At 51.7% G+C, this 24,471-nt stretch carries 33 protein-coding genes, 1 tRNA gene, 1 pseudogene and 1 riboswitch; of the genes and pseudogenes, 14 read left to right on the forward strand and 21 right to left on the reverse strand.

Annotated elements, in window-relative coordinates; all coding sequences use genetic code 11:
• Positions 1-66: 66 nt before the first annotated feature.
• Complete coding sequence (locus N685_RS0100725) at positions 67-1,563, forward strand: HD-GYP domain-containing protein (RefSeq protein WP_031404975.1); 1,497 nt, start codon at positions 67-69, stop codon at positions 1,561-1,563.
• 497 nt (positions 1,564-2,060) lie between these two features.
• Here the strand turns inward: N685_RS0100725 and N685_RS0100730 are convergent, their stop codons facing one another.
• A complete protein-coding gene (locus N685_RS0100730) occupies positions 2,061-2,849 on the reverse strand; it encodes an APH(3') family aminoglycoside O-phosphotransferase (RefSeq protein ID WP_051870780.1) in 789 nt (262 codons plus the stop codon).
• Positions 2,850-3,194: 345 nt separating this feature from the next.
• Positions 3,195-3,267 (reverse strand) — tRNA-Val (locus tag N685_RS0100735).
• Between the two features lie 434 nt (positions 3,268-3,701).
• Here N685_RS0100735 and N685_RS19410 point away from each other — a divergent pair.
• Positions 3,702-3,857 carry a hypothetical protein gene (locus tag N685_RS19410; RefSeq protein WP_156961357.1) on the forward strand — a complete coding sequence of 52 codons (156 nt, stop codon included), beginning with the start codon at positions 3,702-3,704 and terminating at the stop codon, positions 3,855-3,857.
• Between the two features lie 117 nt (positions 3,858-3,974).
• Here N685_RS19410 and metC read toward each other — a convergent pair whose 3' ends face one another.
• Together metC and N685_RS0100750 are read right to left on the reverse strand one after the other, a co-directional pair.
• The gene (gene metC, locus N685_RS0100745) at positions 3,975-5,153 is read right to left on the reverse strand and encodes a cystathionine beta-lyase (RefSeq protein WP_031404979.1); all 1,179 of its coding nucleotides are present in this window, start codon (positions 5,151-5,153) and stop codon (positions 3,975-3,977) included.
• A gap of 3 nt (positions 5,154-5,156) precedes the next feature.
• A complete protein-coding gene (locus tag N685_RS0100750; protein ID WP_031404981.1) occupies positions 5,157-6,260 on the reverse strand; it encodes a methionine biosynthesis PLP-dependent protein in 1,104 nt (367 codons plus the stop codon).
• 199 nt (positions 6,261-6,459) lie between these two features.
• Positions 6,460-6,570, reverse strand: a riboswitch (SAM riboswitch).
• A gap of 185 nt (positions 6,571-6,755) precedes the next feature.
• Here N685_RS0100750 and N685_RS0100755 point away from each other — a divergent pair.
• The 3 genes from N685_RS0100755 (at position 6,756) to N685_RS0100765 (ending at position 8,539) form a co-directional block, all read left to right on the forward strand.
• The gene (locus N685_RS0100755; RefSeq protein ID WP_031404983.1) at positions 6,756-7,484 is read left to right on the forward strand and encodes an alpha/beta hydrolase; all 729 of its coding nucleotides are present in this window, start codon (positions 6,756-6,758) and stop codon (positions 7,482-7,484) included.
• 96 nt (positions 7,485-7,580) lie between these two features.
• Entirely contained in the window at positions 7,581-8,102 is a 522-nt protein-coding gene (locus N685_RS0100760; RefSeq protein ID WP_031404986.1) for a YjcG family protein, read from the forward strand.
• Between the two features lie 2 nt (positions 8,103-8,104).
• Complete coding sequence (locus N685_RS0100765) at positions 8,105-8,539, forward strand: GNAT family N-acetyltransferase (RefSeq protein WP_031404988.1); 435 nt, start codon at positions 8,105-8,107, stop codon at positions 8,537-8,539.
• Positions 8,540-8,662: 123 nt separating this feature from the next.
• On the opposite strand, the gene N685_RS0100770 is transcribed toward N685_RS0100765, so the two are convergent.
• From N685_RS0100770 to N685_RS0100780, 3 genes are all read right to left on the reverse strand, one after another.
• Positions 8,663-8,920, reverse strand: coding sequence for a stage VI sporulation protein F (locus N685_RS0100770; RefSeq protein ID WP_011230363.1), 258 nt, complete (start codon positions 8,918-8,920; stop codon positions 8,663-8,665).
• 124 nt (positions 8,921-9,044) lie between these two features.
• Positions 9,045-9,173, reverse strand: coding sequence for a YjcZ family sporulation protein (locus tag N685_RS18645; RefSeq protein ID WP_071880143.1), 129 nt, complete (start codon positions 9,171-9,173; stop codon positions 9,045-9,047).
• A gap of 77 nt (positions 9,174-9,250) precedes the next feature.
• Entirely contained in the window at positions 9,251-9,487 is a 237-nt protein-coding gene (locus N685_RS0100780) for a hypothetical protein (protein WP_031404990.1), read from the reverse strand.
• A gap of 128 nt (positions 9,488-9,615) precedes the next feature.
• Between N685_RS0100780 and N685_RS0100785 the strand changes: the two genes are divergently transcribed.
• Entirely contained in the window at positions 9,616-9,936 is a 321-nt protein-coding gene (locus N685_RS0100785; RefSeq protein WP_031404992.1) for a thioredoxin family protein, read from the forward strand.
• A gap of 141 nt (positions 9,937-10,077) precedes the next feature.
• Here N685_RS0100785 and N685_RS19710 read toward each other — a convergent pair whose 3' ends face one another.
• From N685_RS19710 to N685_RS0100840, 11 genes are all read right to left on the reverse strand, one after another.
• Positions 10,078-10,248 (reverse strand): hypothetical protein, encoded by a 171-nt coding sequence (locus N685_RS19710; RefSeq protein ID WP_167332990.1) that lies wholly within the window; start codon positions 10,246-10,248, stop codon positions 10,078-10,080.
• Positions 10,249-10,268: 20 nt separating this feature from the next.
• A complete protein-coding gene (locus N685_RS0100795; protein WP_031404994.1) occupies positions 10,269-11,129 on the reverse strand; it encodes a DUF421 domain-containing protein in 861 nt (286 codons plus the stop codon).
• A 12-nt stretch (positions 11,130-11,141) separates the two neighbouring features.
• Positions 11,142-11,348: a DUF1657 domain-containing protein gene (locus N685_RS0100800; RefSeq protein WP_031404996.1), complete on the reverse strand. Its 207-nt coding sequence runs from the start codon at positions 11,346-11,348 to the stop codon at positions 11,142-11,144.
• Positions 11,349-11,360: 12 nt separating this feature from the next.
• The gene (gene spoVAE / locus N685_RS0100805; RefSeq protein WP_031404998.1) at positions 11,361-11,717 is read right to left on the reverse strand and encodes a stage V sporulation protein AE; all 357 of its coding nucleotides are present in this window, start codon (positions 11,715-11,717) and stop codon (positions 11,361-11,363) included.
• Between the two features lies 1 nt (position 11,718).
• Positions 11,719-12,732, reverse strand: a complete 1,014-nt coding sequence (gene spoVAD, locus N685_RS0100810) for a stage V sporulation protein AD (RefSeq protein ID WP_031405000.1) — start codon at positions 12,730-12,732, stop codon at positions 11,719-11,721.
• Positions 12,732-13,211 carry a stage V sporulation protein AC gene (spoVAC, locus tag N685_RS0100815; RefSeq protein ID WP_031405002.1) on the reverse strand — a complete coding sequence of 160 codons (480 nt, stop codon included), beginning with the start codon at positions 13,209-13,211 and terminating at the stop codon, positions 12,732-12,734. The genes spoVAD and spoVAC overlap by 1 nt, the downstream gene beginning before the upstream one ends.
• A gap of 11 nt (positions 13,212-13,222) precedes the next feature.
• Positions 13,223-13,699: a YhcN/YlaJ family sporulation lipoprotein gene (locus N685_RS0100820; RefSeq protein ID WP_031405004.1), complete on the reverse strand. Its 477-nt coding sequence runs from the start codon at positions 13,697-13,699 to the stop codon at positions 13,223-13,225.
• 97 nt (positions 13,700-13,796) lie between these two features.
• Positions 13,797-14,003, reverse strand: coding sequence for a DUF1657 domain-containing protein (locus N685_RS0100825; RefSeq protein WP_031405006.1), 207 nt, complete (start codon positions 14,001-14,003; stop codon positions 13,797-13,799).
• Positions 14,004-14,160: 157 nt separating this feature from the next.
• Positions 14,161-14,364: a phage holin family protein gene (locus N685_RS0100830; protein ID WP_031405007.1), complete on the reverse strand. Its 204-nt coding sequence runs from the start codon at positions 14,362-14,364 to the stop codon at positions 14,161-14,163.
• Positions 14,365-14,391: 27 nt separating this feature from the next.
• Complete coding sequence (locus N685_RS0100835) at positions 14,392-14,616, reverse strand: hypothetical protein (protein ID WP_031405009.1); 225 nt, start codon at positions 14,614-14,616, stop codon at positions 14,392-14,394.
• 380 nt (positions 14,617-14,996) lie between these two features.
• Positions 14,997-15,335 (reverse strand): spore coat protein regulator YlbO, encoded by a 339-nt coding sequence (locus N685_RS0100840; RefSeq protein ID WP_031405011.1) that lies wholly within the window; start codon positions 15,333-15,335, stop codon positions 14,997-14,999.
• A gap of 155 nt (positions 15,336-15,490) precedes the next feature.
• Here N685_RS0100840 and N685_RS0100845 point away from each other — a divergent pair, with 155 nt between their 5' ends.
• Positions 15,491-16,210 (forward strand): BMQ_0737 family morphogenetic spore coat protein, encoded by a 720-nt coding sequence (locus N685_RS0100845; RefSeq protein WP_031405013.1) that lies wholly within the window; start codon positions 15,491-15,493, stop codon positions 16,208-16,210.
• A gap of 101 nt (positions 16,211-16,311) precedes the next feature.
• On the forward strand, positions 16,312-17,076 hold the full coding sequence (locus tag N685_RS0100850; RefSeq protein WP_031405015.1) for a hypothetical protein: 765 nt from the start codon (positions 16,312-16,314) through the stop codon (positions 17,074-17,076).
• 117 nt (positions 17,077-17,193) lie between these two features.
• On the opposite strand, the gene N685_RS19870 is transcribed toward N685_RS0100850, so the two are convergent.
• Both N685_RS19870 and N685_RS0100860 read right to left on the reverse strand, forming a co-directional pair.
• The gene (locus N685_RS19870; RefSeq protein WP_171661165.1) at positions 17,194-17,361 is read right to left on the reverse strand and encodes a hypothetical protein; all 168 of its coding nucleotides are present in this window, start codon (positions 17,359-17,361) and stop codon (positions 17,194-17,196) included.
• A 74-nt stretch (positions 17,362-17,435) separates the two neighbouring features.
• A complete protein-coding gene (locus N685_RS0100860) occupies positions 17,436-17,786 on the reverse strand; it encodes a DUF1360 domain-containing protein (RefSeq protein WP_031405017.1) in 351 nt (116 codons plus the stop codon).
• Positions 17,787-17,960: 174 nt separating this feature from the next.
• Here N685_RS0100860 and N685_RS0100865 point away from each other — a divergent pair, with 174 nt between their 5' ends.
• The 3 genes from N685_RS0100865 (at position 17,961) to N685_RS0100875 (ending at position 20,508) form a co-directional block, all read left to right on the forward strand.
• On the forward strand, positions 17,961-18,263 hold the full coding sequence (locus N685_RS0100865) for a hypothetical protein (protein ID WP_031405019.1): 303 nt from the start codon (positions 17,961-17,963) through the stop codon (positions 18,261-18,263).
• 160 nt (positions 18,264-18,423) lie between these two features.
• Positions 18,424-19,419 (forward strand): aminoglycoside phosphotransferase family protein, encoded by a 996-nt coding sequence (locus tag N685_RS0100870; RefSeq protein ID WP_031405020.1) that lies wholly within the window; start codon positions 18,424-18,426, stop codon positions 19,417-19,419.
• A 6-nt stretch (positions 19,420-19,425) separates the two neighbouring features.
• A complete protein-coding gene (locus N685_RS0100875) occupies positions 19,426-20,508 on the forward strand; it encodes a glycosyltransferase (protein ID WP_031405022.1) in 1,083 nt (360 codons plus the stop codon).
• Positions 20,509-20,698: 190 nt separating this feature from the next.
• On the opposite strand, the pseudogene N685_RS0100880 reads toward N685_RS0100875, so the two are convergent.
• Positions 20,699-20,893: pseudogene (locus N685_RS0100880) on the reverse strand (sugar phosphate nucleotidyltransferase); the annotation flags it as partial.
• Between the two features lie 156 nt (positions 20,894-21,049).
• Here N685_RS0100880 and N685_RS0100885 point away from each other — a divergent pair.
• The 3 genes from N685_RS0100885 to N685_RS0100895 are packed head-to-tail and all read left to right on the forward strand — an operon-like array spanning position 21,050 to position 24,437.
• On the forward strand, positions 21,050-22,333 hold the full coding sequence (locus N685_RS0100885) for a UDP-glucose dehydrogenase family protein (RefSeq protein ID WP_031405026.1): 1,284 nt from the start codon (positions 21,050-21,052) through the stop codon (positions 22,331-22,333).
• Positions 22,330-23,286 carry an NAD-dependent epimerase/dehydratase family protein gene (locus N685_RS0100890; protein WP_031405028.1) on the forward strand — a complete coding sequence of 319 codons (957 nt, stop codon included), beginning with the start codon at positions 22,330-22,332 and terminating at the stop codon, positions 23,284-23,286. Before N685_RS0100885 ends, N685_RS0100890 begins: the two co-directional genes overlap by 4 nt.
• Positions 23,283-24,437, forward strand: coding sequence for a glycosyltransferase family 4 protein (locus N685_RS0100895; RefSeq protein WP_031405031.1), 1,155 nt, complete (start codon positions 23,283-23,285; stop codon positions 24,435-24,437). Before N685_RS0100890 ends, N685_RS0100895 begins: the two co-directional genes overlap by 4 nt.
• Positions 24,438-24,471: the final 34 nt, after the last annotated feature.

Below are 24,471 nucleotides of genomic sequence, written 5' to 3' on the forward strand. Positions count from 1 at the left end.
CTGTTCAAACAAACAGCATCCAGACATCATCACTTGCCGAATTAGACAAAGAAAGGTAGGAAACCAATGTATCGTTCCTTTTTGCGGCAATTATGGCGCTACTACGTCATTGGATCCGCAATGGCCGTCGGAGGAGTAGGCACAACGTTCATGCTGACAACGTTGCGTGTATCAGCGCAGGAAGGAAAATGGCTGATCGCCATTTTATTCACATCGGCAATGGTGATGGCGACCGCGGAAGCGATCGTCTTCGCCCGGGATGTAGCCCCTATTCGCCGCTTTTTTGCATCCCAATCTCCAGACCCGTCATTGGCGCTCGCAGCCTTCAAACAAGTGCAGCGCTTTCCGCTGTTGGCCGTTCGGCGGATTTTAGGACCGCACTTATTCGGATTATCGATCCCGGGCGCCGGGCTGACCGCCTTGTGCATTCACTACCATATTTTGTCCCTTCCATATCGATATATTATGTACGCGTTGGCCGGGGCTGTGCTGATCGCCTCGCTCCATGCACTCATTGAGTTTTTTTTGACAACGAAAGCATGCCGACCATTGTTGGCATCTTTATCAGCGCAAATCGGTCCAAGGACGGAACAAGTGCCGCTTTCCATTTCCTTAAAAACGAAACTGCAGCTCACGGTGTTATTCAGCAGTGCGTTTCCTGTTCTGCTGTTTAGCCTTGCTACTGAAATCAAATGGTCGATGACCGATCCAAACGGGGCCCATTGGTCCTACTGGCCTTGGGCTGCCACGATTTTGCTCTTTTGCATCGGCTTTTCTATATTTTTGGCGCGCTTATTGGTCGAAGAAATCCATGAACCGGTCAACGTTTTGCTTACTCACATGAAACGGGCGGAAACGGAAGCGTATGAACCGATCGCCCACAATGTCTATACGGATGAGTTCGCTGAATTGCTTCGCGGATTCAACCATATGATCGGCGCTGTACACAGTCGTGATCAGCTGAATAAACAGCTGCTGGACAGTTTCATCACGGTTTTGACCGCGGCGTTGGACGCCCGCGACCCTTACACCGCGGGACATTCGTTGCGCGTGGCGCATTATGCCCGCGCCATCGGGGAGAAACTGGCTTTGCCGCCGGAACAGCTTGAGGTGCTATACCGCTCAGCCCTTCTCCATGATATTGGCAAAATCGGCATCCCCGACGCTGTTTTGCTGAAAGAAGGGAAACTGAGCGAGGAAGAGTTTGCCTGGATTAAAAAACATCCTGTCATTGGCGAATCGATTTTGCGCGAGATCCAACCGCTAAAACCGGTTGAGCCGCTGTTGCCGGGGATCCGCTCCCATCATGAGCGGATCGATGGAAAAGGATACCCAGATGGACTGCGCGGCGAGGACATCCCTCTGTTCGGACGAATCATCGCCGTCGCTGACGCATTTGATGCCATGACATCAGATCGCCCGTATCGCAAAGGCATGGAAATTCACCAAGCAGCCGCTATTTTGCGTCAAGGAAAAGGGACACAGTGGGATGAAGAAATGGTGGAAGCCTTTTTGCAGTGGATGGAAGAAACAACGCCGTCGACCGCCACGGCAGTATCTTAAGGGGCGGGAAGTCCATCCCCGTCACGCTTCGTGCTCATAAACGCATTGACCAAAGATGTTGATCACTCGTAGCGGACATTAAAACTCAACTACAGCTTCTTAATCAAGTGGCACAAGACAAGTGGAAAAAACAGCATGGATATGACGATTCATGCGACAATGGACACAAAATCCTCCCGATTTTCATCGAAAGAATGAGAAATGTGAGTTCAAAACTGTCGAACTCGGATTCTCAGCACTTCACTCTTTCAAAAAACGAATCAATTTTTCAAAAAACGTCCTGTGCAAACGCAGGACGTTTTCATTCAAGTTGCTGTAGACTCAAATCTCTCTTTTATTATCTGTAACTTTTTTGGCGGTAAATTTAATTTCTCAGGTATCTTCTCAACTGTCTTTCCTTCAAAGTAATAACTTCACAACAGCTAATGCGTCTGTATTTTTTATAACTTTGCTCTAGCCCTGAAATCATGAAGGACAGCTTCTCTTTTGCGGAGGCATTAAAAAAGCTCATCCAAAAGAATGTAATACCGAATCTTGTCCCAATTGGGTTCTAATCCTAACTTTTCAAACAGCATATCTGCATAAAATCCCTGATGTTGCTTTCCAGTATACTTCCCATTAAGATTATGGAGCAAGCTGCGATAACACAAAGCGATATCCTGCCATTTATCTGCGATCCCTGCCCTTCCTAAATCAATATATCCTGAAACTTTTCCATTTGCTAAAAATATATTTGGAAGACAAAAGTCTCCATGGGATAGAACAAGCTCTTCCTCTGGCTTATTCTTATTAAGCCATTCAAGAAGATGATGTGGATTTTGGAATCCATTTTCACCAAATGTACCTGGCTCTGCATCATCTATATCCACAAGGTTATTTTCCACTCTATATTTCGCCATCTGCAATTTTTTCTCTAGATTCCAACTGTATGGACAGTTACGGATATCAACATTCCATAGCATTTGCACCCCTTCTGCTAGCATCGTCGTTAATTGCTCTGGATCTTTCAGATATTTATCTGCGCACGCCATTTCTCCAGGTACTTTGGTCATTAAGAAATAGGTCTTCTTTTCATCTTTTTCATATCCCAAAACCTTAGGAACGGGTAGTTTGCCCTGCAACCATTCCATCACATAATATTCATTTTCTGCTTCTTCACTTATGGTTTGGATTTTAAGCACTTTATCCTTAAACAGAACGACTGTAGAACCTGACATTCCTACATCGTCAATAGAATACTCCTCTTCATGAATTAGGCTCTTGATTTTATCAGGTAAATCAATCATTTGTAACCATCCCCTTCAACATCACTATTTACAATCTGGTTGAATGGTAAACTCACTTTCCGCATCCGAACAGGGATGAAAGAAAGAATTGTTTTCGTTTTTTAGAATCACTTCCGACCAACACAACCAGCGATAGTAATACGTTTTTACCATCGCCGGTCGCTCCGAATCACATTGCACGTAGATGCTCCCATCCAGCACTAATGTGCCTATAACTCCCTGCAAGGAGGTTCATGTCTCATGAATCGATGAGCACATCATCAAGGAATCCACAAGTTTTTCATGAGGTTGAGGTGAAAAATAAAAAACCCCTTGAAGCCTTGTGGCTCAAGGGATTTCACTTGATGATTCCGACTGGGCTCGAACCAGCGACCTCCACCCTGTCAAGGTGGCGCTCTCCCAGCTGAGCTACGGAATCATATATTGTTGTCCGCTATCGAACACATTTTTAATTATATAGACGAGCATATGCGTTGTCAACAACTTTTTAAAAAAATTGCTGTTCAGTTTAAGAAAGGGAAAGCGGCCTTCCCCTAAAAGGTTGGTGAAAACCCGCTGTTTGCCTTGATCGGCGATGGAACGCGTGAACATAGAGGCTGATGCAGCAAGTTTTTTCTACTTGAGAAACGATCCGAAGAAGCGGTTGGGCGAGTAAATCACCGGCCCCCTAAACAAACAATCGGTGGCGGAACGGTTCAAGCAAGAGCGGGGGCAACGGCGCTGGATGGTTTCGTATTGCCCAGTGGCGCGGCGGTGCTGTTATTCGGCGAAGGCTGCCGTTTTGCCGGGAGGCGCGGGGGTGGGGTTACGGCCGATTGAAGGCGCTCCATGGCGGTTCTGTGCTGAGGGGGAATGGGCGTCAACCGCTGCGCTGTACGCAGTGGTTCCCCCCTCCGTTTTGCGATGACAACGTTGAACGATTGGAGCGCCCTCGGCATCGGTCGGCGGAAAAACGGCGGCACGGCGCCGACGGGGCTTTGGTTCACCGTCTTTTCGCGCTTTGTGTGATGACCATGTTCACCACTTCCGGGCGCGGCCGGCGTTGGCACTGGCGCAGGGATAGATTTGCGTGATGACCATGTCCATCACTTCCCCCACGACAACGAAGCTTTCGTTCTCCGCCTTTTAGCGCGCCGAAATCGACGGCCGTTCTTTCACAAACGACAGCGCCTGCTCAACATCGGCGATCAGATCGTTGACATCCTCAAGCCCGACGCTCAGCCGCAGCAAGCCGTCGGTAATGCCGCGCCGCAGCCGCTCTTCCTTCGGCATGGCAGCGTGCGACATTTTCGCCGGGTGCGACAAAATCGATTCGACCGCCCCAAGGCTGACGGCGAACACCGGCAGGCGGACGTGGCGGACGAACGTCCGGGCCGCTTCCTCATCGGCCAAACGGAACGACAGCACGGCGCCAAACCCCGCCGCTTGGCTGCGTTGAATGTCATGGCCTGGATGGTTCGCCAATCCCGGATAATACACCTCTTCCACTTTCGGATGGCGCAGCAAATACTCGGCGATGGTCATGGCCGATTCGGACGACTGTTTCAGCCGAACGTGAAGCGTTTTTAGCCCCCGAAGCACAAGCCACGCGTCTTGGACGCCGAGGACGGCGCCAAAGGCGTTTTGCCATTTGTACAGCTGTTTGCCGAGCTCCTCGTCTTTCACGACCGCCAGTCCGGCGACGACGTCGCTATGGCCGGCTAAAAACTTCGTCGCGCTGTGGAGGACAACGTCGACGCCGAGATCCAACGGCCGTTGCAGCGCCGGGGTCATAAACGTATTGTCCAAAAACGTCAAACAGCCGTGCGCTTTCGCCAGCTCGACGACAGCGCGAATGTCGGTCACTTTTAACAGCGGGTTGGACGGCGTTTCCATATAAATGACCTTCGTATTCGGCCGGATGTTTTCCGCCACCGCCTTGAGATCGGTCATATCGACAAACGTATAGTCAATGCCGAACCGGCTCAGCACTTCGGTGACGATCCGATACGTGCCGCCGTAGACGTCTTCGGTTACGAGCACATGGTCGCCTTTGGACAGGAGCAAAAACGCCGTGGAGATGGCGGCCATGCCGGAGGCGAACGCGAACCCGCGCACACCGCCTTCTAAGGCGGCGATCGTTTCCTCAAGCGCCTCGCGCGTCGGGTTGCCGGAGCGGCTGTAGTCGTATTTGCCGAACGAGTCGAAATCGAACTGATGGAACGTGGAGGCGTGTTGGATCGGCACGCTCACCGCTCCCGTGTGGCGATCGACTTTCCATTCGTTATGGAGCAGTTTTGTCGAAAACGACCATTCCCGTTCCATCGCTCACACCTCTTTCATGTTTTTGAACGCCTGCGCCAAGTCGGCGATCAAATCATCGGCGTGCTCAATGCCGACCGAGAAGCGGAGCAGCCGGTTGCAGACGCCGTTTCGGATGCGGATGTCTTCCGGAATATCCGCATGCGTCTGCGTCGCTGGGTACGTGATGAAGCTTTCGACTCCGCCCAGGCTTTCCGCGAACGTAATAAGGCGCAAGCTTTTTAAAAATCCGTTCACCCACTTTTCATCGGCAATCCGGAACGACAGCATCCCGCCTCTTCCTGGATATAAGACGTCGGTGACATCTTCATGTTCGCGCAAAAAGGCGCTGATGCGCTTGGCGTTTTCTTCATGCTGGCGCATCCTTAGCGCCAACGTCTTCATCCCGCGGATCAACAGCCAGGAGTCAAACGGGGACAAGACGGCGCCGATGGCGTTCTGATACTCAGCCAAGCGTTGACAAAGCTCTTCTCCCTTGGCGACGACCAAGCCGGCCAACACATCATTATGGCCGCCTAAATATTTCGTCGCGCTGTGGATGACGATATCGGCTCCTTGTTCGATCGGGCGCTGGAGCACCGGCGTGTAAAACGTGTTGTCCACGATCAACAGCAGTCCGTGCCGCTTGGCGAGTTCAGAGACAGCGGCAATATCTGTCTCCTGCATCAGTGGATTCGTCGGCGTTTCCAAGAAAATTGCCTTCGTTTTTTCGGTGATACACGCTTCCACCGCATCGAGATCGGTAAAATCGACATAATGGAACCCAAGACCGTACTTGCGCCAGCCGCGCTCAAACAAACGGTACGTGCCGCCGTAAAGGTCGGCCGATACGAGAAACTCATCTCCGCTCTCAAACAAGGCGAGCACCGTCTGAATGGCGGCCATGCCGGAGCTGAACGCATAGCCTTGGTCGCCGCCTTCCAGTCTCGCGATTGCTTCTTCGACGATTTTGCGCGTCGGGTTGCCGGTGCGGATGTAGTCAAACCCAGTCGACTCTCCGATGCCGGCATGGCGGTAAGCGGTGGAAAAATAAACAGGCGGGTTGACCGTTCCCGTCACGGTTTCGCTCCGGTTGCCAATTTGCGCTAACAACGTCTCCAGTTTCTCCATCTCATCTCTCTCCCTCTGCTGAAAATTCCATCATGGATCAACGGCCGACTGCTTGACGCCCAACGAAGCACCGCTGTCCGTTGGGCAGCGGCCAAGCACCTTCGTCCTAAACCGCCTCGCGGTTGATGGAAGCGGCCGCCTGAATAAATAAAAAAAGTCTTCTAAGAAGAAGACTTTTCCATACACATGGTCATGCTTCTTCTTATCTGCCGAATTGAATGCTCAATTCGCTGGATTTAGCACCTGGCCGCCGGGCGGCTGGTTGCTGAAGCTTCATTGGGCCAGTTCCCTCCGCTTCTCTTGATAAGAATGGGACGCGTATTCAATTTTTTTAAATTTAATAAAAATGTAACGCATTCCCCCCGTTTTTGCAAGCTTTTTTTGTCAGCGGTGCGATTCGGCAAATTCGCGAAAAATTCGAGCCCTTGCATTAACATCTTTGGGCGCAAATATGTTACAATAACAGATGAACTTACGCTTTCATGGAGGATGGTCATGGCGACAGCAACAGGAACGATGCGCGACTACAAGTTGTACAGCGGAGAGCTGCAAGAAGAAATCGAACTGCTCGTCTACTTGCCAAGCAATTTTTCGCCGCTTTACAAATATTCTTTATTAATCGCGCAAGACGGCAAAGATTATTTTATGTATGGAAAAATGAAAAACGTCATCGAAACACTGATGAAAGAAGGAACAATCGACCGGACGATCGTCGTCGGCATCCCGTATCGGAACGTCAACGATCGCTACGAGAAATACCATCCGGAAGGCCGAAAGCACGAAGCATACCTTCGTTTTTTAGCCCATGAACTCGCCCCGTTTTTGGACCGCGAACTACCGACATATCAAATGGGCAAAGGCCGGGCGCTGATCGGCGATTCGCTCGGCGGAACGGTGTCGCTTCTAGCCGGGTTGTTGTATCCGCATACATTTGGGAAAATCGCCATGCAGTCCCCCTATATCGATGACTCGGTATTGGCGCGCATCCGCTCATTCCGCGATCCATCGCTCCTTTCGCTTTACCATTCTGTTGGCACAGAGGAAACAGCGGTGAAAACGACGGATGGCCATGTGCGCGATTTTATCACCCCGAATCGAATGGCGCGGGACTTGTTTATGGAAAAACGGTTTGCTTATACGTACCATGAGTTCGAAGGCGGTCATGCGTGGACGTATTGGCAGCCGGATGTCCCCCGGGCCGTAGCCGCTGTTTTATCGTTATAGGCCAAAACAGGGCAACTTCAAAGATGTCGAGCCGCCGCATCCATTCCATACGCTGCCTGCGCGTGGAAAAAAACTGGTTCAAGGAGGGAAAACAAAATGAAGTACGGCATTGTCATCTTTCCGCCAAAACCGATTCAAGACTTCGCCAACTCGTACCGGAAACGGTACGACAGCCATTATGCCCTCATCCCGCCGCATATTACACTGAAGTATCCGTTCGAGGCGAATGAGGAACAACTGAAGGAAATGACAAAAGAGCTGCGCCGCATTGCGGCGGAAACACCTCCCATTCCGATCAAAGTGACGAAATTCAGCTCGTTTTACCCGACAAGCAACATCATTTATTTGAAAGTGGAGCCCAACGATGTGCTCGAGCGCCTTCATGAACAACTGCACAGCGGCTTGTTCGCTGGAAAGCCGGAGTTTGTATTCGTGCCGCACATTACGATCGGCCGCGATTTGCCGGGGGCGGAATATGCCGATGTCTACAGTCAATTGAAGCTGCAGGAAGTGCACTTTGAAGAGACGGTCGACCGCTTCCATCTTCTCTACCAACTTGAAAACGGATCATGGACCGTCTATGAAACGTTTGTCGTCGGGGGAAAGGAAACGATCTAAAGATGAACATCGCTATTGGAACAACGAAGGATCGCACTTTGTACGAAGACGCCTTGCGCGTCCGCCGGATGGTGTTCATCGAAGAGCAAAACGTGCCGGAAGAAGAGGAGATGGATTCGTTCGAGCACGAATCGTTCCATCTCGTCCTGTATGATGGCCAAACACCGATCGGCGCTGGACGACTCCGTTTCATTGACGAAGGCGTCGGCAAAATCGAGCGCATTTGCATCCTGCCGTCCTACCGCGGCCGTGGCGCCGGACGGATGGTGATGGAAGCGATCGAACAGCTGGCGAAAACACAAGGGGCGAAAACGGCGAAACTGAACGCTCAAACACACGCAGAACCGTTTTACAAAAAGCTCGGCTATACGACCGTCTCCGGTGTCTTTATGGACGCCGGCATCCCACATGTCACGATGGTGAAATCGCTCGAATAACCAGCTGCTTGAGCGTTCCTCGCCTACCTTGCATCAAGTGCTGGGAGATCTCTAGACACCTGTTCTTTTGCTTGGGCAGAGAGGATAAAAAAGGGAGCTGTGCACACGCAAGCTCCCTTTCGCTTATTTTTTGTTGTTCAGCATATTGGCGATCGTATTGAAATCAATTTGCTTGCCGTTATGGACGATGGCCTTGACGATTTGGTCTTCAAGCTCCTTGGGCACTTTTCGATTGGCGATTTGCGCCACCCGCTTCACGACTTGGCGCACCGTTTTCTCGTCGCTGAAATTCGCGTTTTGCAGCGAGTTGGCGAGCTCAAAGACGTCTTTCATATTGACCCCGGTTTTCTTTTCGATGTTTTTAAAAAATTGCTGATCCATCGTTCCGCCTCCTTCTCCCTTCTATATCGTATGATGCCCCCGCCGCAGCGTGCATCAATCAAGGAAAGAAAAATACGAGCCGCTCCGTGGCGCCGAAACGGCCCGTATCGAATCCGCGCGTCTGTTAAGCGACAAATGCCGCGCCGACAATAATCAACAAAATGAACAACACAACAATCAACACAAAGCCACCGCCATAGCCACCGCCATAGCCGTAGCCGTAATACGGAAAGCCGTAACCGCAGAAGCCCATTCGGATGCACCTCCTTCTCCGTTTACTGTATCGTATTCATCCGTGCATCAGGACGTATGGGCGCAAAGGCCATTTTGTCATCCAAATCGGCGGAACAGCTCGGCAAATTCCCGCTCCTTCTTCGCAAACCATTGCTCGATGTAGTCCAAGTGGCCTTGCACACTTTTGAGAAACCCGTTGTTCAGTTTTTCGATTTCTTGCAGCTGTTTGTTAAAGTCCTTTCCCCATTGTTCAAACAGGCGGATGAACGTTTCATGCCCTTCTTTGCGCGACGCCACCCAATTTTCGAGCGCTTTTTCCAACTCTTTGCTCACCCTTTTCCCCCCTTTCTTACTGTTGTATGCCAAAACGGCTGCACAGGGTGAAGGCGTCACCGTTCTTTTTTTGCCTTGCCATATGATAAAGTAAAGATGAACGGCAACATGAAAGGGAGGGAACGAATGTGAAACGCATTGAAACAGTGGAGCAATTCGAGGCGGTCATTTCCGGCGATCAACCAACGATCATCAAGTTTTACACAACTTGGTGTCCGGACTGCGTGCGACTGAACATGTTCATCGATGACATCGTCCGCGACCACAATCAATATGATTGGTGGGAAATCGATCGCGATCAGTTTCCGGAACTTGGCGAGAAATACCAGGTACTTGGCATCCCGAGCCTGCTTGTCTTCCGCAACGGAGAAAAAATTGCTCATCTGCACAGCGCTGACGCCAAAACGCCGGAAGAGGTGCGCGCCTTTTTGCAGTCTCTGCCGGAGTAAAGCGGGGCGGCATCCTTGCCTCGCCAGAGACGAAGGGCAACAAAAAGAGGCTGTCCGGGAAAGGAATTTTTTCCTTCTCGGACAGCCATGCGAATGAATAGACAGCCCCCTATGGAACACCGATTGGGGAAACGGAAGCCGTCAATATTCGATTTCGTCGTAGTCTTTCGGCTGGCGCGTCAGCTGCGGGCTGTCGAACATCAATTCAATCGACATTTCCTCATCCGTCGTCCGCGCCCGCTCGGAGCCTTCATTTGGCTTCAATTGGATTTGAATTTCCTCATCGGTCGTTTTCGTTCGTTTGTCTTCCATCGTTGTTTCCTCCTATGTCATCAGTTTTGCAAGAGTGGTTCAACTTTTTGCACAAGCTCTGCCATTTTTGTGGCATTTCGTTCATACAGCTCCTTCGCCTCTTCCGCATTCGTCTGCAGCGCATACAGCTCCAGATCAGCCTGCACTTTTTTCATTGCGGCCAAGAGCAGCTTTTTCTCCTGCGGCTCGGCAATTTGAATCTTGTCATCATACAAATCGATCGTCAGCTGCCCATATGAATCGACTTGGGCGAGAAACACATTTTCAATCGCCACTCCCTGCTTGTCAAGCTGTTCCTTCAGCCAGCCGCGGCCAAGCCCCATCGTCGCGAGCGGCTCATCCAAAATCATGCCGTCCATAATGACCGTTTGTGGCTCTTTTTCCCGCGGTGGGTTTGGGAACACATCGCCGACGGTGAGCGGTTGCTTTTCCCGCTTCAGCAACACGTTCAAGTCACCGTTGGGCTCCAGCACCGCAAACTCGACGTCGGCGACGCGAAACACATCTTTTTTGCGCAGCTGCTCAAGCAGCTCATCCACCGTATATTTTTCCCGCTTCAAATTTTCTTCTAAAATTTTGCCGTTTTTAATAAAAACCGTGGAATTGCCCTCGACAAAATCACGAAATTTCTTATTGCGCAGCGAGAGACGAGCGACAATGACTGGAAACAGCGACCAAATCAAAATGCTGGTAATGCCTTCTTGCAACGAAATCCCTAAATCGACCGACATCGTTCCGGCGATATCGCCGACGGTAATGCCGACGATGTATTCAAAAAACGACAATTTTGATAATTGCTTTTTGCCGAGAATGCGGGTAATAACGAACAACCCGATTAAAATGCAAATCGAACGAATGGCGGTTTCTAACCATATAGGCATCGATCATGCTCCTTACTTTCCGTGGTATTGCGGCTCTTCGAACTCGAGCCGGCCGATCCGGTCTTTGATGTCCGCGATGATCTCCTCTGTCACAAGCATCGCTTCATGAAACGTCCGCTGCGCCGTTTCGTCCTGAGAAGTGAGCGCCAGCTGTTGCAGCCCAGCGTGAATGCCTTTTAGGCTCGCCAACGTTTGTTTCACTTGCGAAGCAACGGTCATGAACGATCCCTCCTATCCTTTCGGGCGGAACAAGAGCGCCCCGATAAACCCAAAGATGATCGCTGCGGAGATGCCAGCGCTCGTCACCTCAAACATGCCGGTCAATACGCCGATAATGCCGTGTTTTTCCGCCTCTTGCATCGCACCATGAACGAGTGCGTTTCCAAAGCTCGTAATCGGAATCGTCGCCCCGGCGCCGGCAAAATCGATGAGTGGCTCATACAAACCGAATCCATCCAAAATCGCCCCGATGACGACGAGAATCGTCAACGTATGCGCAGGTGTCAGTTTAAACACGTCCATCAAAATTTGCCCGATCAAACAAATCAGCCCGCCGACAACAAACGCCCAAAAAAACATAGCCAGCACGCTACGCCTCACCTCCATACTCGATCGCCACCGCGTGAGCGATGCATGGAATCGTCTCGTTTTGCTGGAACGATAACGGCGACAAGAGCGCCCCCGTCGCCACTACCAAAATGCGCTTCAGCTCGCCGCGACGCATCCGGTTGATGAGATGCCCGTAAACGACGACGGCGGAACAAGCCGCCCCGCTCGCTCCGGACAAGATCGGTTGCCCATCGCGGTAAATGAGCAGTCCGCAATCTTGGTAACGCTCTTCATCGATGTCAATGCCGTGCTGACGCAGCAAGTCAAGGGAGACTTGGCGGCCGATCCGCCCTAAATCGCCGGTGACAATCAAATCGTAATATGATGCGTCGATTTGCCGATCGCGCAAGTGCGCCTCAATCGTATCGACCGCCGCCGGCGCCATCGCTCCACCCATGTTGAACGGATCAGCAAGACCCATATCTACAACTCGGCCGATCGTCGCCGCGGTCACGCGCGGCCCGTCCCCTTTCGGACTGACGATCGCCACGCCAGCTCCCGTCACTGTCCACTGCGCCGTCGGTGGCTTTTGCCCGCCGTATTCCGTCGGGTAGCGAAACTGCTTTTCGACGGCAGTGTTGTGGCTTGAGGCTCCGGTTAATATATAATCTGCCCCTCCGTAGTTCGTAATAAAAGCGCTGAGCGCCAGCCCTTCCATCGAAGTGGAGCAGGCGCCAAAAATGCCGAGATACGGCATGCCGAGCGTCCGCGCGGCGAAGTTCGTCGGGGTCATTTGGTTGATCAAGTCGCCGGCGATGAGAAATTGCACTTTTTCTTTCTCCAGGCCGGCTTTTTCCATCGCCTGAAACGCTGCTTCTTCCATGAGCACTCGATGCGCCTTCTCGTACGACTCCTCTCCGAGCCATAAATCTTCGTGAAGAAGATCAAAGTCATCGGCGAGGCGGCCGTTCGCCTCAAACGGCCCGCCGACGGCCGCCGTCGCGATGATCGCCGGCTTGTTCGCAAACACCCATGTGCGGTGCCCTTTCAGCATTACAATCCCCCCCACTGGGTCGCAATCGTTTTGACAAGGGCGATGACAAAAGCGGAAAACGTACCAAACAAAATGACAGAGCCGGCAAGCTTAAACATGTTCGATCCAACCCCCAACACAAACCCTTCCGTGCGGTGCTCGATGGCGGCGGAAATGACGGCGTTGCCAAACCCCGTCACCGGCACGGCGCTTCCCGCCCCAGCGAACTGGGCGATCCGGTCGTAGACGCCAAGACCGGTTAAAATCATGGATATGAACACCATTGTCGCCACTGTCGGATTGCCGGCCGTCTGCTCGGTAAAGTCAAAAAAATACATGTAAAAATAAGAGATCGCCTGTCCGATCGCACAAATGGTCCCGCCGACGAGAAACGCGCAGGCGCAGTTGCGGACAATCGGGCGCTTCGTTTCCCGTTCTTTTTCAAATAAATGGTATTCTTGTTGGACCGGAGTCAATTTTTTTCGTTTTTCATTCGCCATAATGACACCTCTTATGTTTGCTCTTTACTTAGCTTTTCAATGCGCCCCATTTCCCGGTTGACTTTTCGTTCATCCCAGCGCCGGTGATCCATATTGGCTTTCAGCTGTTTCGTCTTCCAAAAAATTTTCAAATCGCTCGAGGAAACGACATTGTAGCCGGGAAACATGCCGCGCAGTTTTTGATCAATATCTTTCTCGATTTGTTTTCGACTCCACCGTTTCATATGGGGAATTTGATACGCGACGAGCAGCCGATCCCCGCTGTTGACTGCCACCACGTCCCGAACGTCGTCGCGCCCGCGCAAATAGCGGGCCGCCCGCTCGGCCGGACCTTGGTTCAGCTCCGCATGTTTCGCCGTCCCGGACGTTTGAGTTTTCAGCAAGTTGGCCCCTTGCAGCGATTGTTTTTGTTCCGTTTCTTCTTTGGCGCAGCCGCCGACCGCGATCATCACAACGACGGCCGTCAACCACCATTTTTTCATCTTCATCAACCCATTCGTTTTTATGTATTTCCGCCAAGTCGGGAAAGGTTGGCGTGCTGTGCCAACCTTTCCGCCTGAACCATCCCATTCGCTTCAGCGAAGGTTATTGTTGTTTATATTGTGGCTCTTCGTTTTGAATTTCTTGCATGCGCGAGTTCACCAAATCAATGACCGCCTGCGTTTGTTGAGCAGCTTGTTGGTAAAGCTGCTTCGCGGCTTGGTTTTCGGTTTGCAAAGCAAACGTTTCGAAGCTCGCTTGGGCGGTTTTTAACCCGGCTAATGTTTGTTTCACTTGTGTAGCAACCGTCATGATGGATGTCCTCCTTTATGGTGTAAGATGGCTGGTGACAATGTTTAGAATGTTTTTTTGCCGTCAAATTATAATTGTCATTTTATGAAAAACGTTCTGCCTCCTTTCCAGCTTTTCCAAGCACAAAAAGGGCGCCTTCTGCAGGCGCCCATACCGTTTACGACTTGTCATTAACTTTGTCGGAATAACCGCGGCCGAGCGACGGGTTGTTTAAAATACCGGCCATCACCAAAATGCTTAACAACGCATGATACAACTGTTCATACTTGCCAAGGTCGATGTCGACGCCAAACGTCTCCAGCGCCAGTACAACAAACGATCCGATCCCGAGCCAAAGCCCGTAATTTTTAAAACGCTCCACCGTTTGCGTCCCCCATTTGCTTTATGGCTAAATCCACGAGAACGGTCTCCTTTCTCCTTCGTCCCGGTCATGTTCTCCTTCATCATGCCCGTCTTGATGCTGCACCTCTTCTGCCGCTTTAACCTCATCGTCGATCCGATGCGGGAACAGCCATGGATCACGAATGCGGCCGCGCGGCATAATGACGATGTCATCAGCATGAATGATCAATTTATCGACGTGAATGACCTTCGCTTTTTTCCGATCCGACATGCCCTTCCCCCCTTCCTTTCGCCTAGTGGCACTGTTAGACTATGCAAGGAGGCGAAGCGAAGTATAGGCATCTTTCACGGATTTTAGTTATTTCTTGATGACGGCTGGCCGACCGCAGCCGCATCCACTCGGACGCCGAACAGGCTGCGTTGTCGAAGAAAGAACCCTTGTCACCGGTTTCGACGGAGTTGGTTTCTTCATTCCTCATCCCTCCATCCCGAAAAAGTGTAGCCCTCGCCGATCAACCAATTTATGTTCAAGTCCATTTTCGTACGACTCGTCTCTAGTTGGAGCGGCATAGAAAACAAACGATGTTCAACGGCAAGAGGAAAAATGAGCGGCTACTGCTATTGTATGGCTTGGTGAGCCAAAGGTGCCTCTCATTTTTCTTTGGTTTGCTCCGGGCGGGGCATGATGGCATTTTCTTGCTTCAGCGTGCGGAAAAACCAGCTGTCCGGCCGTTCGTCCTCATCCGCCTTGCCCGCTTCTTCGATCCATGGCGATAGCAGCAGCTGGCGGCGGAGCTCGTCATTTTCCTTCGCCAACTGTTTGAGCTGCTCGTAGCGTTTGGCGCTTTGGTAAGCCAGCTCCTTTAACACAATGTTTTCGGCTTCCACCTCTTTCAGACGGCGCTCCAGTTCAGCAATTCGCTCAGCAAGCCGCTGTTCACCCGCCCCCCTTCTCTCTTCGTTCATCGCCCCATGTTTGTCTTTCACCATTCGACATCTCCCCCTTTGATTCATCGCTGGCTGCGCCCACCAACAAAAAATCCGCATCTGTCCCAACACATTTACCTAAGCCGTTCCATAGTATACAGTAGTCCCAAACCACCAGGCGTTGGGGAACAACTGAACGATAGGAGGAACGAAGAAAAATGGGTCATCATCACCGTCGCGATACAGAAAGAGTATGCATCAGAACGCGCAAAATTTACGACTGGGTGACGCGCCAAATCGATGTGCCATTGCGAAGCTTCAGCGGCGAGGATTTGGAAGCGATTTTCCCGATGGATCACTGCCATCGGGAAGGAACGATTTGCGATTTTTTGGGAGCGCAACATACAAACCCGCAAAATTTGACAATCCGCTGCTTCCTGACAGACGCTGAAGGCAATCCGATCGACTCAGTCGTTGACCAGGACGCATTGATTTGCCAGGAAATTACGCAGCCAAACGGCCGGCAGTCCGTCAACGTCACTCTTCCTTCCGGAGATACTGTGACACTGCAAAAAGTCAAAGCGCTCGTCAAAGGGCATGTCGTCGTGCAAATTGTCAGCCCAACCGGCACGGTTATTTGCCAATCGAAGCCAATTCCGTTCGCTACCGCACAAACGTTCATCTTGTGCGCCCCAGAAGGCACACAGCTCAACTGCCATATTTCGTTCTTCGAATGCGACACGAGCCTAGTCTGCACAGACAACTTTGCACAACTTGATGTTTCCATCACCTTGTGCCTTGAAGTCCAAGTGGAAGCTGATGTCAAAATCGAAGTCGAAGCTCGTTTCTGCCAACCGCGCGAAGAACTGGCCGAAGCCGTGCTTTGCCCGACAACCAAATTCCCGCCGCAATGCCCGGACGTATTCCCGGCCATGTAGCGTCCTGCACCATTCAGGCTGTTGTTCCAACAACAGCCTTTTTTATATGGCATGCGCCCGCAACGGATACATAAGATGAGAATGGAAGGGGTGGAAACCGTATGAAAAACAAAAACGACCAACATCTCCGTCTGCAGCAACAAATCATCCACTACCGGTCAGAAGCGGCCTCATGCCGGCAACAAGTGCAACAGCTGGAGGCCGAGTTGGCCAAGGAAAAAATGCGCAGCGCCTATTTGAAAGAGAAGCTGCGTGAAGCAGAAACAACCAACGTGGAAACGTACAAGAAAAAAATCGCTGCCTTGGAACGCCAGCTTCTGTTGTGTGAAATTGCACTGGAAGAAACGCGATATAACACCTCAAAAGAGACACAGACACCAGCGTTTGAACGAGCTGCTGCCGTGTCAGCGTTGTTTCACTATTCTGTCGTCGTTCCGACGCATCTTGATGAGGAGGAGCTGACCGTCATCGGCGATTTCATCATTCGCAATCACGGAACAGCGCCGCTTCACCATTTGATTGTCTGTCTCCGCCTTTCACCTCCAAAAACGGCGGTGCTCAGCGGGAAAATTGTTTTGCCAAACAGCGGACGGGCCGAGCAGGAAGCGCTGATCTCCAATAGCGCGGAAAGCTGGACGTTCACCCAAGAAAACTGGCGTGAAAGAGTGCGGCAAAACGGCGAATATTGGCTCACTCCACTTTATGACGCCCCGCTCGAACCAGGCGAGGAGCGGCGCTTTTCCCAGTTTGAAATCACCGTTCGCCCGTCAGGCAATATCCGTTCGTTGACCGTTGATGGATTCGTGTATTGCGCGGAACTGCCCAAGGGTGTTCCTGCCGCCAACCATATTGCCCTTCAGTGGTGACCCGCTCGTTTTGCACCTTCATGCTGCCTGGAGGCTGCACCTGCTGTTTTGGCCGGCCGTTTTGGGCCGGCTCCATGATTTCAGACAATAGCGGCTGGGCGTTTTCTTCCATCAACGTCATCCCGACAAACTGCGCGGCTGTTTCCGCATCACCGGCTGCCGACGGCTTCCATCCACACCGCCGCCCATCCCTTCAGCGAACGTTGCCCAACCAGCAACAGCGATTCGCTGTCCATGCTTTTGATCAAAACGACGCCCGCCGGCATCCCTCATTGGCTGTGCCATGACTGCAATAGCCGCCTTTCTCCTTATGACAGCCATTTGCCGACGTCTACGTCAATCGTTCGCTGACGTAGACGTCACCCATTTGCTCTGCTGACGATTGTCTCAATGATCGCCGCCCCGCCGGCAATGGCCAAAAGGACGATGAGCGGCTCGAAAACGGCCGGCCACAACACCAGACCAAGGTAACAAAACGCGGCGCACCAGATCCCTGTGCACCAATAGCAGCTCAATAGTTCACCAATCCATCGCCGCACACCGCTCCCTTTTAGAGAAAGAAACACTTGTTTGCTTCCGTCCGGAAGCTCCTGCTCCGTCCATTCGTGAAAGGGACGGCGAATCCAGGCGGTGATCGCGTCATATACGATGAGCCGTGTCAGGCGAAAGCTGGCTAAACAAAGAAGGACAAATGAAAACGGATCGTCCATGCTCCCCTCCCCTTTCCATGATTATGACCGCAAAAAACCGATTGCCTTCTGTCGTTCCCACTTGGCAGCTAGCGAATTCTCTTTGGTACAGACGTTTACCCAAACGCTCTCCTACGCCAATCATATGATGGAGTATAGGTTTTTAACACAAGAGACTAGAAAGGAGGCGACGCGATGTACCATGTCTTTTTCGACCGGCGCCCAACCCACCCCCGCCTTTCACACGCGCTTTACGAACAGTTGACTGCGCTTCCGCCCAACGTTGAAATCAACGTGCACACCACCAACGAGACGCATTACAATGCACTTTTTCTTGGCTTCGAGCCGCGGACGAACAGCGTCTCGCTATTGGTTGACCGCTTTTATAAAGAGGGGGGGCGCTCGCTTACGATCGATGCTGCCACGATCACCTCAATCGATCTCCCTGCCTCCATGAGGCCAACTCCATCCGCCGACACAGATGAAGAGGAAGAATAGCTAGAAAAGAAGGCACAGCCGGCTGACGCCGACCAGCGCGGCCGGCGCTTATTTTTTGGCGGCGCCGTTTTCTCGCTGACTAGTGCGCTTGTCTACACATTCGCTTCTCGTATTACATACACTTTTACTAATCGACAATAGATGCTAGGAGGAACTGATCTTGGCTTCGAAACGCTCTCGTCTGTTGTTTGACATTTTAAGCAGTTACGACCTGACCGGAACTGAAATCGACATCTTGAAGGAACTGAAAAACGACAAAGTATGGCTTGTGCGAAACAAAAAAACGAAGGAACAGTACGTGCTGAAACGGCTGAACGAAGACAAAACGAATTTTCCGATTTTGCTCCATTCAAAGCTGTACCAGGAAGGATTTCATGTCCCAAAAATCGTCCAAACGAAAACAAATCAATATTACATCCACCGAAAAGGCCATTACTACTATTTGATGGACTACATCATCCCAAGCGGAACGACGCCCTCTTTCCAACAACGGATCGAAGGGCTCGCCCGCTTTCACGCTCACAGTCTGTTTGCCGATTGGATCGGCCCCCGCCCTTCATCGTTTCCGGAGCCAAAAGACGTGCTGAGTGCACATCGGCAAAAAGCAGCACAGTTAGGGGAGCTGGCAACGGCCTTCGATCATGGTGACACTCTTTCTCATATAATGGAACAGATGGCCCGGATCGCTAATCAAAGTTATGCATGGCTTGAAAAAAGCAATCTACCTGATTTTTGCCGCACAGCGAAAGAACGAAAGGCCATTTGCCATGGGGATTACAACAGCAACAACCTTTTATTGGCGGAAAACCACGAAGTCATGATGATTGACTTTGACCGCGCCTACTATGGCCTCCCGCTTGATGATTTTCGCTTTCTGCTTGTTTCATTGATGAAAAACCCGAAAAACGACGCTGTAAAGCGAACGAAGCTGCTATTTGACCTTTATTTCTCCATTTGCCCGCTGTACGCTCCGTACAAGAGCGTCTATGTCGCTGATGCTATGTTTCCTCACGTGTTTTACAGCGAAGCGGTCGGCCGGGAAAAACAAAAGCAAGCGTTGCACAGCCCATCGTCCTTGGACTTGCTCACCCGCCTCGCCGAACAGGAAACAAAAAAATTCGCATTCTTGTCCGATTTTCTCAAAAGCGAGGGATAGAGAAAAATGAAACAAACGATCGCCCACTTTCTTCATGAAAAAATGAAAATCAATCAACGTTTTATTTACAACCAAATGGTTCATTTAAAAAAATACCGCCCGATCATGATCGGGTCATTCGCCGATGACGGCAGCCATCCGTTTCCTCTCATTAACTATTATCGCCTCAACGACATCGACGATTTCGGCCGCTTCGCCAAAGAACAAAATATTGTCGCTATTCACGCTCACCATGGAAAGCATGCCGTCGAAATCCTCCCGTTTTGCATCGCCCACCGCATTCCGCTTGTCGTCAGCATCCGCGGCCGCGATGGATCGGCGAAGCATCAAAGTTTGCGGCGCAATCAAAAACGGTACCATTTGCTCAAACAGCATGGGGCCCTCTTTCTTCCTGTCTGCCGCTACCTTGCCAATGAACTGATCACGCTAGGCTTTCCGCCGGAAAAAATTCAAGTTCTCTACGGCGGCATCGAGCTCGATTTATTTCCGTACCGGGAACGGACGATTCCTGAAAACGGAGACATCATCATTCTCTCGATCGGCCGGCTCGTCGAGAAAAAAGGGTTTTTAACGCTCGTGCGCGCCTTTCAGCGCGTGCATGCAGTTCATCCGCGCTGCCGCCTCCGCATCATCGGCAGCGGCAAAGAGGAAGAAAACATCCGCCGGCTTGTCAGCAAGCTGAAGCTCGATCCGTTTGTCGACCTGCTGGGTGCCATGGATGCCGCTTCGATCGCCCGCGAAATGGAACGCGCCCATCTATTTTGCTTGGCGAGCGAGACCGCTTCAGACGGAGACATTGAAGGCATCCCCAATGTATTGAAAGAAGCGATGGCAAGCGGGCTGCCGGTCGTCTCAACAAATCACGCCGGCATCCCCGAATTGATCGAACACAAACGCACCGGCTATCTGGCACCAGAAAGAGACGACCTCGAGCTGGCGAACGGCATTCGCTTTTTTTTGGAACATCCGGAACGAATTCCATCCTTCACTAAAAAAGCGCGCAAAGTGATTGAACAGTCGTTTGATATCACGAAACAAATCAAGGTGCAGGAGCGGCTGTATGATGAATTCATCAAAAAAACCAGGTAACTGTCACCTGGTTTTTTTGATGCTCAATTCTTCCTCTTTCCTCTAGAAGGCCGGTGAAAAACAACAGATTCTCTCGATTGGTGAGAAATCACAAGGAATGAAATGATGACGTTGCAAGGTTTTTTAGTTTGAGAAACATTGTTGGAGAGCAGTATTTCCCCTTAAATCACCGGCCTCCTAAAGGTTGTTAGTTTGAAACGATCATAAGCAGCTCCTCAATTCCCGACGCGAACGCTTCCCCGACAACGTACTGGATAGCCGGCTTTGTACCAACAGGAAACATTTCTTTCGGAATTCCTTTTGTCACCGGCAAGCTTCTTGTCCCATATCCAGCCGCAGGGATAATCGCTTTTTTGACCCCCTCTTTCTCCCTTGTCTTTTTTATATCTTTCTCGTATTCGCTGTCGAATGACGGGGAAGGTTGTCCGACGAAAACAGGCCGCCCCATTTCCAGCGTTTTAGGCGCTTGCCATGTAGCAAACCACGCTTGTCCGTTAATACGCTATAAAAGCCGGAGATTTCACGAAGGAGGCCTATTAGCATGAACATCTGCATCATTGGCGCTGGCTACGTCGGACTAACCACCGCTGCCGTCCTTGCTGAACTTGGGCATGAAGTGCATTGCATCGATCATGATGAACGGAAAATCCGCCTGCTCAATAACGGGGAAGTTCCGTTTTATGAGCCAGGGCTTGAAGAATTGATTGCCAAAAATGATAATTCTTTGACGTTCAGCGGCCGCTGGGATGATATCAAACGGGCGGCCGTCGTTGTCATTTGTGTTGGCACCCCGCCGCGGCCCGATGGCGGCACCGACTTGCGCTATATCGAAGCGGTGCTCGACCGTTTGGCGACCATGATCGAATCGTACAAAACGATCGTCACGAAAAGTACTGTCCCTCCAGGAACAAATGAATGGATGCGCGCCGAGCTCATCCGCAAGGGAGTGAAACCGCATTTGTTCCGCATCGTATCCAACCCGGAGTTTTTGCGCGAAGGGTCGGCTGTTTACGATATGTTTCACCCAGACAAAATCGTCGTCGGACTCGAACCGGATGATGACCAATCGCTTGCCGTCATGCAGGCGGTGTATACCGGCATCCATGCCCCCTACCTCACAACGAGCCTGACTGGTGCGGAACTAATCAAATACGCCGCCAACGCGTTTTTGGCGACTAAAATTTCCTTTATTAATGAAATGGCGCGCATTTGTGACGCGTTTGCCGTCGATGTCAATGACATCGCCCGCGGGATCGGCCTCGACCCGCGCATCGGCCCGCACTTTTTGCGGGCCGGCCTCGGCTATGGTGGCTCCTGTTTTCCAAAGGACGTCAAGGCGCTCGAATATGCGGCGCGCTCGCGCCAAGTGGAGACGCATTTGCTGAAGGCGGTGCAGACCGTCAACGCCACCCAGCTTGACTTTTGCTTTCAAAAACTCAATGAACAGCTTGCCCCATTGACGGACAAAAAGATCGCCGTGCTTGGCATCTCCTTTAAGCCGAATACGGACGATACGCGTGTTTCCCCTGCTGAAGCACTCATCCGCCGATTGAGCGAAAACGGCTGCACGGTCGCCGCCTACGACCCGAAGGCCACGCTCTCGGAGCCGCTCGCCCGCGTCACACAAGTTCAGTCGGTGCGCGAAGCGATCCAAGGGGCGGATGGCTTGGTCATCGCCACCGATTGGGACGAATTCCGGACGCTTGACTGGGGGCAAGTGAAAGCGGCGATGAGTGGGACGCTCGTGTTTGACGGTCGAAACTGTTTGGACCGCCATGCAGTCGAACAAGGCGGTTTGCGCTACATGGGGGTGGGCCGTCCATGAACATTCTCGTCACCGGTGCGGCTGGATTTATCGGCTCCCATTTATGCGAAAAACTGCTCGAAAACGACGAGCATCGTGTAATCGGCGTCGACGGGTTTCTCGGACCGACGCCGGCGCCGCTAAAAGCGAACAACATTGCCCATTTGCAGTCTCATCCACTGTTTACCTTCCTTGAGCTGGATTTGTTGACAGTTGATTTGCCGTCCTTGCTGCAAAACGTCGAAGCGGTCTACCACTTAGCCGGCATGCCCGGCGTGCGAACGAGCTGGGGGACGGAGTTTGCCGCCTATGCTGCCCACAACATTTCCGCCACCCAACGGCTGCTTGAGGCGTGCAAAGACCGGCCGCTCAAACGATTCATCTACGCTTCGACCTCCTCCGTCTATGGCGAACGAAGTGGACCGTTGTCGGAAACACTTGAACCGGTTCCGCTCTCCCCATATGGCATTACAAAGCTCACCGGCGAACATTTATGCCGCGTTTATTTTCGTGAGTTCGCCGTACCGGTCGTCATGTTGCGCTATTTCACCGTCTACGGTCCGCGCCAACGCCCGGACATGTCGTTTCACCGCTTCATCCGTCAGTTGCTCGCTGGACAACCGCTCACCGTGTTCGGCGACGGAACACAATCGCGTGATTTCACCTATATTTCTGACTGCGTTGCTGGAACGATCGCCGCACTCGAGCGGGATGACGTCATTGGAGAAACGATCAATATCGGCGGAAAAGAACGAGCATCAGTCAATGAGGTGATCCGGCTGCTTGAAAAGTTGACGGGAAAACATGCAAACATTCAGTATACCCCCGCCGCCCGCGGAGAGCCGAAACAAACGTGGGCCGACTTGACAAAAGCGGAGCGGCTGCTTGGGTACAAGCCAGTTGTCACGCTTGAGGACGGCCTACAAAAAGAGATCGAATACATCCGTTCGCTGTATGAGGGTGAGCATTCATGAAAATCGCCTATGTCTGCACGGAAAAGCTGCCCGCTCCGGCAGTACGGGGCGGGGCCGTTCAAATGATGATCGATGGGATTGCTCCCTTGATCGCCCGCCGCCACGAGCTGACCATTTTTTCAATCACTGACCCGCTGTTGCCGTCTGAAGAGATAGACGGAAACATCCGCTACATCCGTTTTCCGAAGCCGACATATGAAATGGATGTGGCACGTGCGCTGGCCGCATCCAAATTTGATGTCGTCCACGTCTTCAACCGTCCTGTTCCACTCATCGATTACCAAGCGGCGTCTCCACAAAGCGCTTTTGTGCTAAGCCTTCATAACGACATGTTTTCACCGTTGAAAATGACAGCAGAGCAGGCGAAGCGAGCGCTAGACGCCTGCACCTTGCTGACCGCCGTCAGTGAATACATCAAACAGACGGTGACTGACCGGTACTTGGTGGACCCGAAAAAAATCAAAGTCATTTATTCGGGAGTCGACCTTGCCCAGTACATCCCCGTCTGGACGGAAGAAGGCAGGCGCATCCGCCAGGCGGAACGTGAAGCGTACGGACTCACCGATAAAAAAGTCGTTCTCTTTCTCGGCCGACTCAGCAAAACAAAAGGACCGCATTTGCTGATTCAATGCCTGCCCTCCCTTTTAACCCGCCATCCCGAGGCAGCGCTGGTTATTGCCGGTGGAAAATGGTTCAGCGACAACAGCCGGAGCGAATACATCGATTGGCTTCATGAATTGGCATCGCCAATGGCCGATCGTATCATCTTTACAAACTACGTCCCGCACAACCATATTCCAAAACTGCTTTTAATCGCCGATGTGTTTGTATGCAGCTCGCAATGGCACGAGCCGCTCGCCCGCGTCCATTATGAGGCGATGGCCGCTGGCATTCCGGTCGTGACGACCAACCGCGGCGGCAATGCCGAAATCGTCCGCCACGGCGAGACCGGCTTTGTCATCGATGACTACCAAAACCCGCACGCTTTTTTTGAAGCAATTGATTACATGCTTGTGAACAAACATGAAGCGGAAACCATGGCGAAAAACGCAAGAGCGCTCGTTGAACAGCAATTTCAATTCCACCATGTGGCTAAGCGCTTTGAAACGGTTTACATCGAAGCATGTTCCTCCCTTTCCCCAGACCAATAAGGGCTGTCCAAGGAGAGAAATTTTTTCGGGACAG

This window comes from Geobacillus vulcani PSS1 (assembly GCF_000733845.1).
Classification (GTDB): Bacteria; Bacillota; Bacilli; order Bacillales; family Anoxybacillaceae; genus Geobacillus; species Geobacillus vulcani.

Bases quoted from the DNA above. Each gene is read 5' to 3' on its own strand.
- N685_RS0100725 (WP_031404975.1), top strand. From the start codon at position 67: ATGTATCGTTCCTTTTTGCGGCAATTATGGCGCTACTACGTCATTGGA.
- N685_RS0100730 (WP_051870780.1), bottom strand. From the start codon at position 2,849: ATGATTGATTTACCTGATAAAATCAAGAGCCTAATTCATGAAGAGGAG.
- N685_RS19410 (WP_156961357.1), top strand. From the start codon at position 3,702: ATGGGCGTCAACCGCTGCGCTGTACGCAGTGGTTCCCCCCTCCGTTTT.
- metC (WP_031404979.1), bottom strand. From the start codon at position 5,153: ATGGAACGGGAATGGTCGTTTTCGACAAAACTGCTCCATAACGAATGG.
- N685_RS0100750 (WP_031404981.1), bottom strand. From the start codon at position 6,260: ATGGAGAAACTGGAGACGTTGTTAGCGCAAATTGGCAACCGGAGCGAA.
- N685_RS0100755 (WP_031404983.1), top strand. From the start codon at position 6,756: ATGGCGACAGCAACAGGAACGATGCGCGACTACAAGTTGTACAGCGGA.
- N685_RS0100760 (WP_031404986.1), top strand. From the start codon at position 7,581: ATGAAGTACGGCATTGTCATCTTTCCGCCAAAACCGATTCAAGACTTC.
- N685_RS0100765 (WP_031404988.1), top strand. From the start codon at position 8,105: ATGAACATCGCTATTGGAACAACGAAGGATCGCACTTTGTACGAAGAC.
- N685_RS0100770 (WP_011230363.1), bottom strand. From the start codon at position 8,920: ATGGATCAGCAATTTTTTAAAAACATCGAAAAGAAAACCGGGGTCAAT.
- N685_RS18645 (WP_071880143.1), bottom strand. From the start codon at position 9,173: ATGGGCTTCTGCGGTTACGGCTTTCCGTATTACGGCTACGGCTATGGC.
- N685_RS19710 (WP_167332990.1), bottom strand. From the start codon at position 10,248: ATGGAAGACAAACGAACGAAAACGACCGATGAGGAAATTCAAATCCAA.
- N685_RS0100795 (WP_031404994.1), bottom strand. From the start codon at position 11,129: ATGCCTATATGGTTAGAAACCGCCATTCGTTCGATTTGCATTTTAATC.
- N685_RS0100800 (WP_031404996.1), bottom strand. From the start codon at position 11,348: ATGACCGTTGCTTCGCAAGTGAAACAAACGTTGGCGAGCCTAAAAGGC.
- spoVAD (WP_031405000.1), bottom strand. From the start codon at position 12,732: ATGCTGAAAGGGCACCGCACATGGGTGTTTGCGAACAAGCCGGCGATC.
- spoVAC (WP_031405002.1), bottom strand. From the start codon at position 13,211: ATGGCGAATGAAAAACGAAAAAAATTGACTCCGGTCCAACAAGAATAC.
- N685_RS0100820 (WP_031405004.1), bottom strand. From the start codon at position 13,699: ATGAAGATGAAAAAATGGTGGTTGACGGCCGTCGTTGTGATGATCGCG.
- N685_RS0100825 (WP_031405006.1), bottom strand. From the start codon at position 14,003: ATGACGGTTGCTACACAAGTGAAACAAACATTAGCCGGGTTAAAAACC.
- N685_RS0100835 (WP_031405009.1), bottom strand. From the start codon at position 14,616: ATGTCGGATCGGAAAAAAGCGAAGGTCATTCACGTCGATAAATTGATC.
- N685_RS0100840 (WP_031405011.1), bottom strand. From the start codon at position 15,335: ATGGTGAAAGACAAACATGGGGCGATGAACGAAGAGAGAAGGGGGGCG.
- N685_RS0100845 (WP_031405013.1), top strand. From the start codon at position 15,491: ATGGGTCATCATCACCGTCGCGATACAGAAAGAGTATGCATCAGAACG.
- N685_RS0100850 (WP_031405015.1), top strand. From the start codon at position 16,312: ATGAAAAACAAAAACGACCAACATCTCCGTCTGCAGCAACAAATCATC.
- N685_RS19870 (WP_171661165.1), bottom strand. From the start codon at position 17,361: ATGGCACAGCCAATGAGGGATGCCGGCGGGCGTCGTTTTGATCAAAAG.
- N685_RS0100860 (WP_031405017.1), bottom strand. From the start codon at position 17,786: ATGGACGATCCGTTTTCATTTGTCCTTCTTTGTTTAGCCAGCTTTCGC.
- N685_RS0100865 (WP_031405019.1), top strand. From the start codon at position 17,961: ATGTACCATGTCTTTTTCGACCGGCGCCCAACCCACCCCCGCCTTTCA.
- N685_RS0100875 (WP_031405022.1), top strand. From the start codon at position 19,426: ATGAAACAAACGATCGCCCACTTTCTTCATGAAAAAATGAAAATCAAT.
- N685_RS0100885 (WP_031405026.1), top strand. From the start codon at position 21,050: ATGAACATCTGCATCATTGGCGCTGGCTACGTCGGACTAACCACCGCT.
- N685_RS0100890 (WP_031405028.1), top strand. From the start codon at position 22,330: ATGAACATTCTCGTCACCGGTGCGGCTGGATTTATCGGCTCCCATTTA.
- N685_RS0100895 (WP_031405031.1), top strand. From the start codon at position 23,283: ATGAAAATCGCCTATGTCTGCACGGAAAAGCTGCCCGCTCCGGCAGTA.